The organism is Acinetobacter sp. LMB-5 (assembly GCF_001541635.1).
GTDB classification, from domain to species: Bacteria; Pseudomonadota; Gammaproteobacteria; order Pseudomonadales; family Moraxellaceae; genus Acinetobacter; species Acinetobacter pittii.
Map to the genome: position 1 here is coordinate 331640 of NZ_LRDR01000003.1, position 16071 is coordinate 347710.

General features: G+C 39.5%; 16 protein-coding genes. 10 read left to right on the forward strand and 6 right to left on the reverse strand.

Features of this window, described 5'->3' with window-relative positions; all coding sequences use genetic code 11:
* Positions 1-122: 122 nt before the first annotated feature.
* Positions 123-1511 (reverse strand): amino acid permease, encoded by a 1389-nt coding sequence (locus AW165_RS05010; RefSeq protein WP_002119258.1) that lies wholly within the window; start codon positions 1509-1511, stop codon positions 123-125.
* Positions 1512-1867: 356 nt separating this feature from the next.
* Here AW165_RS05010 and fahA point away from each other — a divergent pair, with 356 nt between their 5' ends.
* The 4 genes from fahA to AW165_RS05030 all read left to right on the forward strand — a co-directional run bounded on the left by fahA (position 1868) and on the right by AW165_RS05030 (position 5434).
* Positions 1868-3175: a fumarylacetoacetase gene (gene fahA, locus AW165_RS05015; RefSeq protein ID WP_060465140.1), complete on the forward strand. Its 1308-nt coding sequence runs from the start codon at positions 1868-1870 to the stop codon at positions 3173-3175.
* Entirely contained in the window at positions 3162-3794 is a 633-nt protein-coding gene (gene maiA / locus AW165_RS05020) for a maleylacetoacetate isomerase (RefSeq protein WP_014207986.1), read from the forward strand. Before fahA ends, maiA begins: the two co-directional genes overlap by 14 nt.
* A 17-nt stretch (positions 3795-3811) precedes the next feature.
* Complete coding sequence (locus tag AW165_RS05025; protein WP_002119119.1) at positions 3812-4360, forward strand: VOC family protein; 549 nt, start codon at positions 3812-3814, stop codon at positions 4358-4360.
* A gap of 294 nt (positions 4361-4654) precedes the next feature.
* Positions 4655-5434 (forward strand): IclR family transcriptional regulator, encoded by a 780-nt coding sequence (locus tag AW165_RS05030; RefSeq protein WP_032005049.1) that lies wholly within the window; start codon positions 4655-4657, stop codon positions 5432-5434.
* Positions 5435-5504: 70 nt separating this feature from the next.
* Here the strand turns inward: AW165_RS05030 and hppD are convergent, their stop codons facing one another.
* Positions 5505-6560, reverse strand: a complete 1056-nt coding sequence (gene hppD, locus AW165_RS05035) for a 4-hydroxyphenylpyruvate dioxygenase (RefSeq protein WP_017398971.1) — start codon at positions 6558-6560, stop codon at positions 5505-5507.
* A gap of 528 nt (positions 6561-7088) precedes the next feature.
* Here hppD and AW165_RS05040 point away from each other — a divergent pair.
* Positions 7089-7559, forward strand: coding sequence for a DUF523 domain-containing protein (locus AW165_RS05040; RefSeq protein ID WP_017398970.1), 471 nt, complete (start codon positions 7089-7091; stop codon positions 7557-7559).
* 15 nt (positions 7560-7574) lie between these two features.
* Here the strand turns inward: AW165_RS05040 and AW165_RS05045 are convergent, their stop codons facing one another.
* The 3 genes from AW165_RS05045 to pncA all read right to left on the reverse strand — a co-directional run bounded on the left by AW165_RS05045 (position 7575) and on the right by pncA (position 10731).
* Positions 7575-8918 (reverse strand): MATE family efflux transporter, encoded by a 1344-nt coding sequence (locus AW165_RS05045; RefSeq protein WP_060465141.1) that lies wholly within the window; start codon positions 8916-8918, stop codon positions 7575-7577.
* 176 nt (positions 8919-9094) lie between these two features.
* The gene (locus tag AW165_RS05050; protein WP_057069158.1) at positions 9095-10033 is read right to left on the reverse strand and encodes a bile acid:sodium symporter family protein; all 939 of its coding nucleotides are present in this window, start codon (positions 10031-10033) and stop codon (positions 9095-9097) included.
* 53 nt (positions 10034-10086) lie between these two features.
* Positions 10087-10731, reverse strand: a complete 645-nt coding sequence (pncA, locus tag AW165_RS05055) for a bifunctional nicotinamidase/pyrazinamidase (RefSeq protein ID WP_060465168.1) — start codon at positions 10729-10731, stop codon at positions 10087-10089.
* Between the two features lie 328 nt (positions 10732-11059).
* Here pncA and dapA point away from each other — a divergent pair, with 328 nt between their 5' ends.
* The 5 genes from dapA to AW165_RS05080 all read left to right on the forward strand — a co-directional run bounded on the left by dapA (position 11060) and on the right by AW165_RS05080 (position 14708).
* The gene (dapA, locus tag AW165_RS05060) at positions 11060-11953 is read left to right on the forward strand and encodes a 4-hydroxy-tetrahydrodipicolinate synthase (protein ID WP_017386188.1); all 894 of its coding nucleotides are present in this window, start codon (positions 11060-11062) and stop codon (positions 11951-11953) included.
* A gap of 15 nt (positions 11954-11968) precedes the next feature.
* Positions 11969-12571: a hypothetical protein gene (locus tag AW165_RS05065; protein ID WP_002119179.1), complete on the forward strand. Its 603-nt coding sequence runs from the start codon at positions 11969-11971 to the stop codon at positions 12569-12571.
* A 36-nt stretch (positions 12572-12607) separates the two neighbouring features.
* The gene (gene purC / locus AW165_RS05070) at positions 12608-13327 is read left to right on the forward strand and encodes a phosphoribosylaminoimidazolesuccinocarboxamide synthase (RefSeq protein ID WP_002119240.1); all 720 of its coding nucleotides are present in this window, start codon (positions 12608-12610) and stop codon (positions 13325-13327) included.
* A gap of 191 nt (positions 13328-13518) precedes the next feature.
* Positions 13519-13722 (forward strand): hypothetical protein, encoded by a 204-nt coding sequence (locus AW165_RS05075; protein WP_060465142.1) that lies wholly within the window; start codon positions 13519-13521, stop codon positions 13720-13722.
* A 149-nt stretch (positions 13723-13871) separates the two neighbouring features.
* Positions 13872-14708: a formate/nitrite transporter family protein gene (locus tag AW165_RS05080; protein WP_060465143.1), complete on the forward strand. Its 837-nt coding sequence runs from the start codon at positions 13872-13874 to the stop codon at positions 14706-14708.
* A 13-nt stretch (positions 14709-14721) separates the two neighbouring features.
* On the opposite strand, the gene AW165_RS05085 is transcribed toward AW165_RS05080, so the two are convergent.
* A complete protein-coding gene (locus AW165_RS05085) occupies positions 14722-15987 on the reverse strand; it encodes a replication-associated recombination protein A (protein ID WP_017481876.1) in 1266 nt (421 codons plus the stop codon).
* Positions 15988-16071 lie beyond the last annotated feature (84 nt).

Consider the following 16071-nt stretch of genomic DNA (forward strand, 5'->3'; position numbering starts at 1 on the left):
CATTAAATTAATGAAATGTTATATTATAACAATAATAAAATCCTTTAATTTCTGTTGCTAAATTTTAAAAATAAAAAAGGACGCCTGTCAGACGCCCTTTTTAGATACAACTCAATAATTTATTAAATATCTGCTTCTAAGGCAGGTACAGACTGCTCAGCTTTTAATTTTCGGCGTTTAAATTGGTAAGCCACCATCAAACACAAGATCCAGCCAGGAATCATCATGACCGCAACACGCATATCTGGTGTTAAAGACATCACGACCAAAATACCCAGCATAAACAGTATGCATAGATAGTTGCTAAACGGATACATAAAGCTAGGGAACTTCGTTGTTTGCCCTTGGCGCTGCATATATTTGCGGAATTTTAAATGCGTCCATGAAATTACAACCCAGTTAATTACAATCGCTGCAACCACCAGCATCATGAGTAAACCAAATGCTTTTTCAGGGAAAATATAATTTAACAGTACACATAAAATAGTGACTGCCGCAGAAAGGATCACTGCATTGGTTGGAATACCGCGTTTATTAATACGTGCAAATACTTTTGGTGCATTTCCTTGTTGCGCAAGGCCTAACAACATACGGCTACTGCAATAACTTGTCCCGTTATAAACTGAAACAGCAGCAGTCAAAATGACAAAGTTTAATAACGTTGCAATGCCTTGGCTATCTAAAGAAGCAAAGACCATTACAAACGGACTTCCGCCTTGTGCCATCTGGTTCCATGGGAACAGCGAGAATAAAACAAAAAGCGTCGCAATATAGAAAATCAAAATACGATAAATAATTTGATTCACAGCTTTAGGTAAAGTTTTATCAGGGTCACGTGCTTCAGCTGCAGTAATACCGAAAAGCTCAATACCACCAAAAGCAAAAATAATGACCGCCATTGCCATCACTAAGCCTTCAACACCGAACGGGAAGAAACCGCCAAGTGCCCAAAGGTTTGAAATGCTTGCCTGTGGACCTGCTGTGCCTGTTGCAAGTAGATATGAACCAAAGCCAATCATTGCAAGAATTGCTAAGATTTTGACAATAGAAAACCAAAATTCCATTTCGCCAAAAAACTTAACGTGTAGCAAATTAATGCCGTTAATTAAGACAAAGAAGGCTAAAGCAGATGCCCACGTCGGGATTTGCGGCCACCAATATTGAATGTAAAGACCAATTGCGCTTAGTTCTGCCATACAGACGAGTACATTGAGTACCCAATAGTTCCATCCTGACATGAACCCTGCAAATGGTCCCCAATATTTGTAGGCAAAATGACTAAAAGATCCACTAACTGGCTCTTCTACCACCATTTCACCAAGCTGACGCATCATTAAAAAAGCAATAAATCCTGCAATGGCATAACCGAGGATGACCGATGGACCTGCTAATTTAATCGATTGTGATATACCAAGAAAAAGCCCTGTGCCAATCGCCCCACCCAATGCAATAAGCTGGATGTGCCGATTACTCAAACCATGTTTCAGGTTTCCTTGCTCTTGTGCTGACATATGATTATTCTCATCCGTGTCACGTAATTTTTTTCCAATAAATTACGTATATCATAAATTGATCAAACTTTCATAGAGATTCATGAAAAAATAATTGCGTGACTTTTCTCATGACCGCGAATGAAAACAGAAAATACAAGAAATGACAATTATTATGAAATGTGTAATTAAATTATGTATTGCGTAATTTGATGAATTCAGTATTATAGAGACATGAAGCAATTGGTTGTGCTCGGTCTATATCAAACTCATAAGACAAAAGATGATCTAAGCAAAGGTTAAAACTTATTGAGTAGCTCAGTCCTAGACCGAACTTTTATTTGTATAAGACCCGAGATAAAGACAAGGAAGCGAAAATGGAACAAAAACTAAACTCTTTTATTGAAGTTTCACCTCAATCAGATTTCACTATTCATAATTTGCCTTACGGTGTTTTTAGCAGAGCTAACGAAAGTGAGCGTCAAGTTGGTGTAGCTATTGGTGATTGGGTGATTGATCTCGCTGCTCTTGAAAAGCACGGTCTTTTAAAACTTTCAGAACAAGACACATACTTTAACCAGCCTACACTCAATAAATTTATCGAGTCTGGCAAAGCCAACTGGTCAAAAGTTCGTAAAACACTACAGTCTCTTCTCTCGGTTGAAAATTTAACGCTTCAAGAAAATGAAGCATTGCGTCAGGAAGTTTTGGTTAAGCAAGACAGCGTTACGTTGCATTTACCACTTCAAGTGCCTGGTTATACCGATTTCTATTCTTCTAAAGAACATGCAACCAATGTGGGATGTATGTTCCGCGACCCTAAAAATGCTTTACTGCCAAACTGGACTGAATTGCCTGTTGGTTATAATGGTCGTGCTAGCTCTGTGGTAGTCAGTGGCACTCAAGTCGTGCGTCCATCTGGACAAATTAAACTTCCCAATGAAGAGCGCCCAGTTTTCTCAGCGACACGTAAACTCGATTTCGAACTTGAAACAGCATTTGTTATAGGTAAACCAACCGAGCTTGGCCAGCCGATCTCGATTGAAAATGCTTGGGACCATATTTTTGGAATGGTATTACTCAATGACTGGTCAGCACGCGATATCCAACAATGGGAATATGTGCCTTTAGGCCCTTTCAATTCAAAATCATTTGCTAGTGCCATCTCACCTTGGGTAGTTACACTTGAAGCACTTGAGCCTTTTAAAGTGGAAGGCCCAAAACAAGAGCCTAAACCTTTAGCGTATTTACAAGAAAATATCGCGAATAGTTATGACATTAATTTGAGTGTTGAAATTCAAAGCCCGAAATCGGCACAAGCTGACGTGATTTGCCAAACTAATTTCAAATATATGTACTGGTCTATGGCTCAGCAGCTCACTCACCACACCATTGGCGGCTGTAACGTTCAGGTTGGTGATTTAATGGGTTCAGGTACTATTTCAGGTTCTACACCAGATTCGTATGGCAGCTTGCTTGAGCTTACATGGAACACCACCAAGCCTTTAACACTTGCCAATGGTGAAACTCGTGGTTTCTTGCAAGACGGCGATACACTCATTATGAAAGGTCACTGTGAGAAAAATGGTATTCGCATTGGCTTCGGTGAAGTTCGAAATACAGTCCTTCCTGCATTAAATTTCGATTTTGCAGAAACTTCGGAGCCTGACTATGAAGCTGTATAGTTACTTTCGTAGCTCTGCAGCCTACAGAGTACGGATTGGTCTAAACATTAAAGGATTAGCTTATGAGACTGTTCCAGTTCATCTGGTAAAAAACGAACAGCAAAGCGAAGACTATTTAAAGTTAAACCGTAGTGCTCTAGTTCCGACTTTAATTGACGGCGATTTAACCTTGTCTCAATCGTTAAGTATTTTGGAATATCTAGATGAACAATATCCAGAAACCAAATTACTTCCAAGTGATGTGCAAGAGAGAGCAAAAGTTCGCGCTTTTGCTCAAGCAATCGCTTGCGATATTCATCCATTAAATAACTTACGCGTACTGAAATATTTAAAAAATGACTTAAATGTTTCAGATGAGCAGAAAAATTATTGGTATCAGCACTGGATTATTGAAGGCTTTCAAAATCTCGAACAGCAACTTCAAGATTCAAATGGACAATTTTGCTTTGGACAACAAGCAACAATTGCCGATTGCTGTCTGATTCCACAGGTCTACAACGCGAAACGCTTCAAGATTGATTTATCTGCGTTTCCAAAAATTGAATCGATTTATCACCATTGTTTGTCTATCCCAGCCTTTTATAACGCGGCGCCAGAACAACAACCAGATTGGGAATAGTAAAAAGGAGTTTTAATATGACATTTGCCATTAAAAAAATACATCACGTTGCATATCGTTGTAAGGATGCGAAAGAAACTGTTGAGTGGTATAAAAAAATGCTCAACATGGACTTTATTTTAGCTTTTGCTGAGGACCATGTGCCGTCAACTAAAGCCTTTGACCCATATATGCATTTATTCTTAGATGCTGGTCAAGGCAACGTTTTGGCATTTTTTGAATTGCCAACTCAACCAGAAATGGGCCGAGACGAAAATACGCCTCAATGGGTACAACATATTGCTTTTGAAGTTGAAGACTTAAATGCGTTGATGGCTGCCAAGCAACATTTAGAAGAAAATGGCGTGAAAGTCTTAGGTGTGACTAACCATGGCATTTTCCACTCAATTTACTTCTTTGACCCAAATGGCCATCGTTTAGAACTAACTTATAACGATGCTCATGCTGAAGAAAAAATTGCAAAAATTACAGAAGAAATGAAAACTGAAATGCTAGAGGAATGGAGCAAAACCAAACGCGCTCCGCACCATACTCATTTCTTGCATGAAGAAGAGTTAGGAACCTAATTTTTAAAGAGCGTAATAAAAAATCGGCATTGATTAGAATTGTTTTAAGAGCAGTTCTATATCAATGCCGATTTATATTATTTAAAACCGCTAAATTTCTAGAAAATTGCGCTATAAATAAGAGCATGGTGATTTTAGAAAATTGTTGGTTATTAAACATGTCAATTTCGCTAATAGAAAAAGGTGATTTCTATTTTTCACTAGGCTCAGGCATGATGTAAAACGCGCCAATTTCAATTTATGTTTTGATCGTCACTGTTTAACAGCTGAAGTAAATTTATTAAGGGTATTTAAATGATTGAAGAAAAAGTATCTGGGGGGGTTCAATCACTTGAAGTCGGTTTATCTGTACTAAACGCCCTTTTAGAGCACAATCAACCTATTATTCTCAAAGATCTATCGAGCAAGCTCGAAATGCATCCTGCCAAGGTTCACCGCTATCTGGTCAGCCTTATTCGTATGGAATATGCAAAACAGCTTGATGACGGACAATATGCTTTAGGTGATCAGGCATGGCGCTTAGGTCTCAACTGTGTCCAGCATAGCGACACACTACAGCTGGTACAGCATTTAATTTATGACCTACAAAACAAAATTGGTTGCGGTATACAAATTAGTAAATGGTCACCAAAGGGCCCTGTCGTGGTTCAATCGATTGAATCAAACCACCCTATTTCAATTGTGACTAAAGTCGGCTCGATTATGCCTTTAGTCAATTCTGCTGCGGGACGTCTATTTGCTTCTTATCTTCCAGAACATTTTGTTCGTCCCTTAATGGAAGCGGAATGGCAAAAGCATCAAGAACTTGGTCTGCACATCGCACCGCAAAACTGGCAAGCATTTACAGAGCTTAAAGACACCATTCGCCAGCAACAAATGTCGGCAGCGAAAGGTGATTTACTGACGGGAATTAATGCGGTAGGTTTACCTGTATTTAACTCAAACCAGAGCATTGAGTTTTGTATTGTCGCACTGGATAGTGAAATGTTTTTACCAGTCGACCCTCACAGTAAAACGATTGAAATCTTGAAAAATGAAGTGCAGCTCATCAATCAATATATTAAAAGCCGCTAATCAATAGCCATAAAAAAACCAAGAGATCAAACTCTTGGTTTTTTAAGATCAGGAATAAAGCTCAGCTTATTTATTTAGTTTCTAAAACACCACGGCGAATCTGGTCACGTTCAATCGACTCAAATAATGCCTTGAAGTTACCTTCACCAAAGCCATCATCATCTTTACGTTGAATAAATTCAAAGAAAACTGGACCAATCATGTTTTCAGAGAAAATTTGCAATAACAGTTTCTTCTGACCATCTTTAGTGTTGCCATCTAACAAAATACCACGCTGTTTTAACTCTTCAGTCGGCTCACCATGATCAGGTAAACGTTCTGGTAGCATTTCATAATAGGTATTTGGCGGTGGTGTCATAAATTTCAGACCGAGACCTTTTAACTTATCCCAAGTCGAGATTAAGTCATCACAAATAAACGCGATATGCTGAATACCTTCGCCATTAAAGTCAGATAGGAACTCTGCAATTTGGCCGTTTCCTTTGTCAGAGTCTTCGTTTAACGGAATACGGATCTTACCGTCTGGCGCTGTTAATGCTTTAGACGTTAAACCTGTATATTCACCTTTAATATCAAAGTAGCGAATTTCTTGGAAGTTAAAGATTTTTTCATAGAAGTTTGCCCAATACTCCATACGGCCTTTGTAGACGTTATGAGTTAAGTGGTCAATCTCGTTTAAGCCTGCCCCTACTGGACGTTTCTCGGCATCATCAAAGAAAACAAAGTCATTTTCATAAATATCACGGTCAACTAAAAAGATTGGCATACCACCAATACCTTTAATTGCCGGAATGTTGAGCTCCATTGGCCCAACTTTTGAATACATTGGTTCAGCACCAAGCTCTACTGCTTTTTGGAAAGCCTTTGCTGCATCACGTGTTTTGAAACCCATCGCACAAGCAGATGGACCATGTTCATTAAAGAAGAATGAAGCATAAGATTCTGGCTGATAATTCAGGATAATATTGATATTTCCTTGACGCCATAAGTACGCTTCTTTCGATTTATGCTTGGCTACTTTTGAAAAGCCGATTGTTTCAAAAACTGGATCTAATTCATTTTCTTTTGAAACAAACTCAATAAATGCAAAACCGCATAATTCTAATGGGTTCTCTAAAATATCCATCTAGTTTCCCTCTGGTGATTACCTGTTCCGTTTATCTCTATTGCTGATGAACTCAGCTCCTTTCTCTATAGAATACGTAATCATTAGGTGAGTATTTGAACCGTCAAAATGCCTTAACCCAACGCATCCTATGAGAAAAAAACGAATCATTAAAATGAAGATATGATGAGCGTGGAGCCTTTGATGATTAATTTCCGTTCCATGTGGTGTTTATTTTCCATACACACTGTCCTTTGTTATCTAAAAGTACGATTGAGATTTTTCAATAAACCTTTAAAAATCGTCTTTTCCTAAAAATCATTTATAGATTTATGGAGACCAACATCCTTGTTGGATCTCCAATGGCCATTTACCTTGAATTAGATGCTACTAAAAACAATTAAATTATGCAATACATAACTTAATTATGAATTGCATAATTTTAGTAATCTTTTAATTTGCCTGTTTTTAAAATCAATTGTCATATTCGATATTCTGTTTATGATTCTTTATCTTCAAAAATCTCTCTTGCTTTGAGTTTGGAAAACTATGCTTTTAGTCAGCGCATGTTTAATTGGTGAACCTGTTCGATATGATGGTAAATCCTGCCCAAATACCCGACTTAAGCAGCTATTAATCAATAAAAAAGCCCATGCATTATGCCCAGAGCTATTAGGTGGTTTTACCACTCCCCGCTTACCCGCAGAAATTGTGGGAGGTACAGGTCAAGATGTGCTTGATGGCAAAGCAAAAATTACCGATTCATCTGGTTTAGATGTGACAGCTTTATATTTAAAAGGTGCTTACCGCACTCTAGAAATTGCTCGGCAAATAAAAGCAACTTGTGTGGTTTTAAAAGAGAATAGCCCATCTTGTGGTAGCCAAAAAATTTATAATGGTACTTTTCAAGGTGAGAAAATTACGGGAGTTGGAATCACCACAGCACTTTTGCAGCGCCATGGCTTTGAAGTAATTTCTGAAAACGAGATTGAAGATTGGTTAGTAGAACATCCTCTTTAATCATTGTCTGCTCAATCAAAATCCTCTTAATTGTTTTCTAAAATGGAAACAGAAGGCACTCAATATACAAGCCACTAAATAGCTTATGGCAGCCATCCACCAGAAACCATAAATTCCCATCGCAGAAATCGAGATATCTTGCCAATACAGTCCTTTGTAGGCCATCCACCAACCACCGCCTAATCCGAAACATAACACCACGACCAAGAAAATCAGCATTGGTAAAATCGACACATCCCAACAACGCAACAAAGAGGTCAATAACGTCATTAAGCCATCTAGAAAGTGAGACAGACACACAATCAACAACAACGATGCAGCCAAAATCTGAACAGCCAAATCATCTGAATATAACGTGACAATTAAATCCCGTTCCAACCATAAACACAGGGACAAACTGCCACTCACTGCCATAATCACCCATATACTTTGTCTGGCAATTTTGTTCGCTTCTTGCATGTTCCCGCTGCCCATAGATCGTGACACCAAAATGCTATAAGCCGAGGCAATTGACGAAGGAAAAATAAACATGAAGCCGCCAGTACTCGCGACAATTTGATGTGCCGCTGACACCACACTCCCAAAAGGCAAAATCAGAATAGCAACCGAACAAAATGCAACGACGTCCATCAACGCCATGATCGCAGTCGGGATACCTATTTTTAAAATCATACGCAGACTTTGGCGGCTATCTTCAACTGACTGTTCGGGATGCTCAATAAAGATGTATCTTTTCTCCAGAAAAAACAGGTAGTAAACAGCCAACATAAACCACCGTACAATGAGAGTAGCTAACAAAGCCCCTATGGCACCGAGTGGCGGAATTGAAAATAAAGCGACACCATAAATCAAAAGATAGGACAAAATAATTTTAAGAATGAAGAAAATGCTATCTGATAGTAAAACCTTATGCGCATTTTCAGTGACCTGAGATAAAGCTGTAAATAAGCGCATCAGTAAATGGGCAGGTAAAATAAATACCAAAGCCCAAATACAGTTTTTAGTAATTGAAACAACATGTTCCGATGCACCAAACAATTTGGGCAAATCACGGAACAAGTAGAGCAAGCCAATACTTAGCAATGCCGAACATAACATTAGCCAGATGCCTTGAATAAAAATTTGACGAATGCGTGGTATGTTATGGCAACCATAAGCTTCTGAGAGCTTGAGCATCACACCTTGCAGAATCCCCATACCAATGACATAAACCACTGTATATAAAGATAAGGTCACCGATAATGCTGCTACATGATCGTTACTAAAATGCCCTACATAAGCAATATCAACCAATCCACTTAAAACTAGAATTAAATTGCTTGAGAGCATGGGAATAAATAATTTAAAAATCTGATTCATCAAGGAAATGCCTTATTTTTCTTTACGATTTATACTCATATTCACGTTATTTTTAGTGCATCAATTCAAAGCAAAAGACATACCAGTTCTAGCTTTAGCTCCCCTAAAATATGCTTTAAATAAAAAGGCCAAACTATTCGTTTGGCCATCTTTCCTAATGAATGTTGTTTATACAGTTATTCTTGTTTGTGTTTACTTACCCAATAAGTCGCAAGCGCTGGCCCAGAAATATTATGCCAAAGACTGAAAATTGCGCTTGGTACAGCTGTAATCGGAGAAGCAGCAAAATGGACTGCTGCAAGTGCAACACCTAAGCCTGAGTTTTGCATCCCCACCTCAATAGCAATCGCCTTACTGTCCGCATAAGGTAATTTAAAGAAACGCGCTGCGGTAAAACCTAATAAATATCCAAGCCCATTATGTAAAATCACCACAGCCAAAATAAGCAAACCCGACTGTAAAATTGCTGCTTTGCTTCCACCAATAATCGCGGCCACAATCGCTACAATTGCAATGACCGAAACTAAAGGCATGACTTGAATATAAGATTCGACCTGACGTTTAAGCCATGTTCTTAAAATCAAACCAATCACAATAGGCAGTAGCACCACCTGCAAAATCGAAATAAACATCGAGGCTGCATCAATCTTTAGCCATTGGCTGGCAAGCAGATAGAAAATCGCAGGGGTTAATATCGGTGCCAAAAGTGTTGATACCGATGTACAGGCCACCGATAAAGCCACATTGCCTTTAGCCATATAGGTAATTACGTTTGACGCCGTTCCCCCTGGGCAACAACCCACCAAAATGACCCCAACCGCAATTTCAGGCGGTAAATTAAATAATTTACATAGAGCATATGCTAAGCCCGGCATTACGACAAACTGCGCTACCACGCCAATCAATACCGCTTTAGGGCTTTGTAATACACCTTTAAAGTCGTCTACAGTCATGGTCATTCCCATGCCAAGCATAATAATGCCCAAAATCCATGGAATGTACGCTTTGAGCCAGACAAAAAGTTCAGGCTGCCATAGTGCCAATGCTGCAAAAACAATCACCCATAGGGCAAAAGTTTTTTGAATAAATTGGGTAAAGCGCAGGAATGCATCCATACTTTCTATCCCTAAAAATTAAAATATGAAAGTTAAAAACTAGAGCAATATACTTAAAACTCGCTCAACAGATCAGTCGACTGAATACGGACAACACCTTGCTGCTGCATGGTTTGCCAAGCTTGTTCTAAAGAACCATTCAGATCAATCCCTTTACAAGCATCTTCAACCACTAAAGTTTTAAAACCTTGCTTAACTGCATCTAAAGCAGTCCATGCTACACAAAAGTCCGTAGCAATTCCGACCACATAAACCGTATCAATACCGCGCTCTTTTAGATAACCTGTTAAACCCGTCGTTGTAGAGTGATCAGCTTCTATAAAAGCCGAGTAGCTATCAATATGAGCATGAAAGCCTTTTCGGATAATCAGTTGAGCTGTCGGAATATTTAAATCAGGATGAAACTCGGCATCTTGAGTACCTTGTACGCAATGCTTAGGCCAAAGCACCTGCTGTCCATAGTCGAGTTCAATGGTTTCAAATGGCTGCTTACCCAAATGATTGGCTGCAAAAGAGATATGATTATCCGGGTGCCAGTCCTGAGTCAGGACGACATTTTCAAAACAACCAGCAAGTTGGTTAATCGTTGGAATAATTATATCGGCATCGGCGACTGCTAAATTTCCACCCGGTGTAAAACCATTTTGTACATCAACTACGATTAAAACCGCATTTTGTGGTTGTTTATTCATTTTCATGTCATCTTCAATCCCAACTGGGAAATTGCATTCTATCTTGCCACAAAAAAAGCCCATATTAAGTAAGGCTCAGTCGAATCAAGCCGTATTGTTATGTTTACTGGGTATTCTTAGCGCGCAATAATGAAAACATCCTATCTTTTCCTCAAGTTTACATCGCGATTATCCGTTAGGCGTATTGTTCTTATGCGTCTGATCAGTCATAATTTGCATAATTGTCATTCAACAATCTGTTATTGTTAGAACTGGACAATCAAAATACTGCAACCATCCCACATTTTGTTTTTCTTACCTCAGATTCGGATGGATAAATAGGATATTTTTAAAAATGACTCAGCAAGCACAGACCATTCAAGGCTCAATCGTCGCAATCGTCACACCCATGTTGAAAGACGGCGGTGTAGATTGGAAGGGTCTTGAGAAGCTGGTTGAGTGGCACATAGAACAAGGTACAAACAGTATTGTAGCCGTCGGTACAACCGGCGAAGCCTCAACATTGAGCATGGAAGAGCACACACAGGTTATTAAAGAAATTATTCGTGTAGCCAATAAACGTATTCCAATTATTGCCGGTACTGGTGCAAACTCAACCCGTGAAGCAATCGAATTAACTAAAGCTGCTAAAGACCTCGGTGCTGACGCAGCTTTACTTGTAACACCATATTATAACAAGCCAACCCAAGAAGGCCTTTACCAACACTATAAAGCGATTGCTGAAGCTGTTGAATTACCGCTTATTCTCTATAACGTACCTGGTCGTACTGGCGTAGACCTTTCAAACGACACAGCTGTACGTTTAGCAGAGATCTCGAATATTGTTGGCATTAAAGATGCAACAGGTGACGTACCTCGTGGTAAAGCTTTAATTGAGGCATTAAACGGCAAGATGGCTGTGTACTCAGGTGATGATGAGACAGCATGGGAACTTATGCTTCTTGGCGCTGACGGCAACATCTCGGTTACTGCAAATGTTGCACCTAAAGCAATGAGTGAAGTATGTGCTGTTGCGATTGCCAAAGATGAACAACAAGCGAAGACGCTTAACAATAAGATTGCAAATTTACACAATATTCTATTTTGCGAATCAAACCCAATTCCTGTGAAATGGGCACTACATGAGATGGGACTGATTGATACTGGTATTCGTTTACCACTCACTCCTCTCGCTGAGCAATATCGCGAACCTCTCCGCAATGCCCTAAAAGATGCGGGAATTATTTAATAAGAGCAATTTATGATGCAATTACGTCTTGGTTTAGTCCTTGCAGTTTCAGCCTTAAGTTTAGCTGGTTGTGGTCGCTTCGCAATTAATAATCACTCTTTAGATTATAAAAATGCCAAGCAACTCGCCCCGCTTGAATATCCTGCCGATGCAACTGTACGACCAGCGACACCTTTGTATCCTGCACCAACTGTAGAACAGCGCGCTATCGATAACGCACCGAAGTTTGAAAACAAGCGTGGCAACCGCTATGCCCTGCCACGCCCTGAACAAACGCAAGGTAATGCGACACTAGATGCCTCTGCTCAAACGACGACTGCGCTTGGACGTCCTCAGCTTGTGACTGACGGTAATAAAAACCCGTTGTTAAAAGTTGATGGAAATACAGCCGAGATCTGGCAATACACCAAAGCTACGTTAAGTACTTTAAATTTCAACATCATCGCTCAAGGTAGTAATCAAGCGACGATTAAAGTAAATGACAATACTTATGTACTTAAACTTACTGGTGTAGGTTCTAGTCATACTCTTGCTCTTTTTAATGTAGATAACACTTTTGCAAGCCCAGATGTGGCTGCTGAAGTGCTAAACCAGATTTACCAAAATTGGCCAGCCTAGTCGTTTACTAGGCATTTTTTTTAAAAAGGTTCCCTCATGTTAAAACAAACCTTGCTCTATACTGGTAAAGCAAAATCTGTATATGAAACAGACAATGCCGACCATCTGATTTTAGTCTTTCGTGATGATGCCTCTGCGTTCAACGGCGAAAAAATCGAACAACTAGATCGTAAAGGCAAGGTGAACAACCGTTTTAACGCCTTCATCATGGAAAAACTTGCTGCTGCAGGTATTGAAACGCATTTTGAAAAATTGCTTTCTCCAACTGAAGTGCTTGTTAAAAAACTTCAAATGATTCCAGTTGAATGTGTAATTCGTAACTACGCAGCTGGTTCTCTATGCCGTCGCTTAGGTGTAGAAGAAGGTAAAGAGTTAACTCCTCCTACATTTGAATTGTTCTATAAAGATGACGGTCTAGGCGACCCAATGGTTAACGAATCTCAAGCGATTGCTTTAGGTTGGGCGACTGCTGAACAGTTAGAACAAATGAAAGTTTTAACTTATAAAGTAAACGATGTATTAAAAGCATTATTTGCTGAAGGCAACATGATTTTGGTGGACTTCAAGCTTGAATTCGGTGTTTTCCATGACCGCATCGTGCTTGGTGATGAGTTCTCTCCAGACGGCTGCCGTTTATGGGATAAAGACTCTAAGAAGAAACTCGACAAAGACCGTTTCCGTCAAGGTTTAGGCGGTGTTGTTGAAGCTTATGAAGAAGTTGCTGCTCGTTTAGGCGTAGATTTATCTGACATCTAATCAGTAAAACTTCATAAAAAAACCGGGCCAAAGCCCGGTTTTTTATATTCAGCGCCATGCGCCCCAAACAATGTAGACAGATTTGTCTATTTCAATAAATTAACACTTGCATAAGCTTAATTTAAAACACTAAAATCTAAAAAAACACAAAGCACTTCACAATAATTAAATTTAAAAACTAGGGTGAACCTATGGAATTATCTAAGCTTGAAAAGAGAGTAACGGGTCATCCAATCCATTTTGGTGAAAATCCTCTTGTCCTATTAAACAACTTTAGCACTACTGCCTTAAAACAAGGCTGGAGTCAGGCAGAGGTTGAATCTGTTATTGCTAAAGCCTCTCAAGGCGACTATATGGCGCTCATCCGTACTTTAAGAGCTTATACTTTTCTTTAATCTTGTTGTTGATGATCCAGCCATTGTGCATTCAATTTATAAAAAGACACATAAAGCTGTTATGAATAGACTAGATTTATCCTGAACACTGCCTTAACAATAAATAAAACAATAAATATAAGATATTTATTCAGTGAGGAGTAAATCTAATGGACCATGAAATAGAGGAAAAGAAAGTCGAGAAAACCTTAAGCTGGCGTGAAAAAATGGCAGTTGAAGAACATGAGAAACTGTCTCCCCGTTTAGTTTATGAAATTATCCGCCGTGATGGTGCCGAAGAGCTTGATCGTCCAACAACTGCACTGATCTTTTCAGGGATTGCCGCAGGTTTAGTCATCAGTTTTTCATTTGTATTTAAAGCGATTATTGCTGCTTATCTCCCAGCTGATGCAGTCTGGACCGATTTAATCACTAATGTGGGTTATACCATTGGGTTCTTGATCGCTATTTTGAGTCACATGCAACTCTTTACTGAGAATACTATCACCACAGTTGTGCCTTTATTTAATCCCTTTACTTTCGATAAATTACGAGCAGTGGGACGCTTATGGGGCATTGTGATTCTATGCAACATTATTGGAACAGCTTTGGCGAGTTTATTTTTCCTAACTACTCACCTGTTTACTCCAGATATTGACAAAGCATTGGATGAACTCGCACATCATGTGGGCTCCTTTTCTGCAACCCAGAATCTGCTTAAAGGCATTATGTCAGGTCTATTAATTGCAGCATTGGTCTGGATGTTGCCCTCGGTCAGTAATAAATTCCTGCTCATCTTTTTTATGACGTATTTGATAGGACTGGGTGACTTTACTCATGTAGTGGTTGGTTCTACAGAAATGTCCTACCTGGTCTGGCAAGGAGAAGCTTCTATTGGCAAGTATCTGTTTACTTTCCTCATCCCAACCACTATCGGCAATATTATTGGCGGTACAGGTGTGTTCACGCTACTGATTTATGGTCAGGTCACTGAAGAGCTGGAATAGCATAAAGCAGGAACTATTGTTCCTGCTGCCATCTGCGTTGCTGTAAACGCTCACCTTCAACCTCACGCTTATTTCTTGCAGACTCATAGAGTTTGGTTCCCTTCAACTCAGGCGGCAAATAGTCTTGCAGCACAAAGTGCTCTGGGTAGTCATGAGGATAGAGATAATTAATTCCATAGCCTTGCTGTTTCATAAGCTTGGTCGGCGCATTTCTCAAATGCAAAGGCACAGGTAAATTTGCCGTTTTTTCAGCAAGTTCCAAAGCCTTATTAATCGCTAAATAAGTACTATTACTTTTTGCACTCGTTGCTAGGTAAACCGCTGTTTGGCCTAGAATAATTCGAGCCTCAGGCATGCCCACCGCTTGTACGGAGCGGAAACACTCACCTGCAAGCAATAGCGCATTAGGGTTAGAATTTCCAATGTCTTCTGAGGCGGCAATCAGCATACGTCTTGCAATAAAAACCGGATCTTCTCCGCCTTTAAGCATACGAGCCATCCAATATAGGGTTGCATCTGGATCACTGCCCCGAATTGATTTAATAAAGGCAGAAACAAGGTCGTAATGCTGCTCGCCCGATTTATCATAACGCGCAATATTTTGTTGAGCGACTTTTACCACAACCGCATTGGTAATCGTGTTTTCAATTTCTGGTTCAAAAGTACTTGCGATCAAGTCCAGTAAATTAAGCGCTTTTCGAGCATCACCTGCTGCAAACTGAATGAGTGCATCATATTCTTCAATATGGATATAACGTTCTTTTAAGAATTTATCGCTTTGAAGTGCATTATTGAGTAATGTTTGAATTGCCTCACTGTCTAAACTATTTAAAGTATAGACCTGACAACGTGATAAAAGCGCACTATTCACTTCAAAAGATGGATTTTCAGTTGTCGCGCCTATTAACGTAATTTTGCCTTTTTCAACTGCACCCAATAAAGCATCTTGCTGTGATTTATTAAAACGATGAATTTCATCAATAAAAACTACAGGCGTCAGTAAATCACCACTTTCTGCAATTACTTCACGTAATTCTTTTACGCCCGTATTCAGCGCAGATAAGCTCACAAATGGACGGTCTATCGCCTGTGCCAAAAGTAAAGCAATTGTTGTTTTACCAACGCCTGGTGGACCCCAAAAAATAATAGAAGGCAAATGTCCCTGATCAATCATTTGACGTAAGGGCGCATGTTCACCTAATAAATGGTCTTGCCCAATAATTTCAGACAAGTCTCTTGGGCGCAGGCGTTCGGGAAGTGGAATATGGGTGTCTGACATCTCAAATGGCTTTATCGTCTTTTCACTATAGTCTATTGTGTCTCACAGAAATCTACAATTTGAATCTATGAGACACGTTCTTTA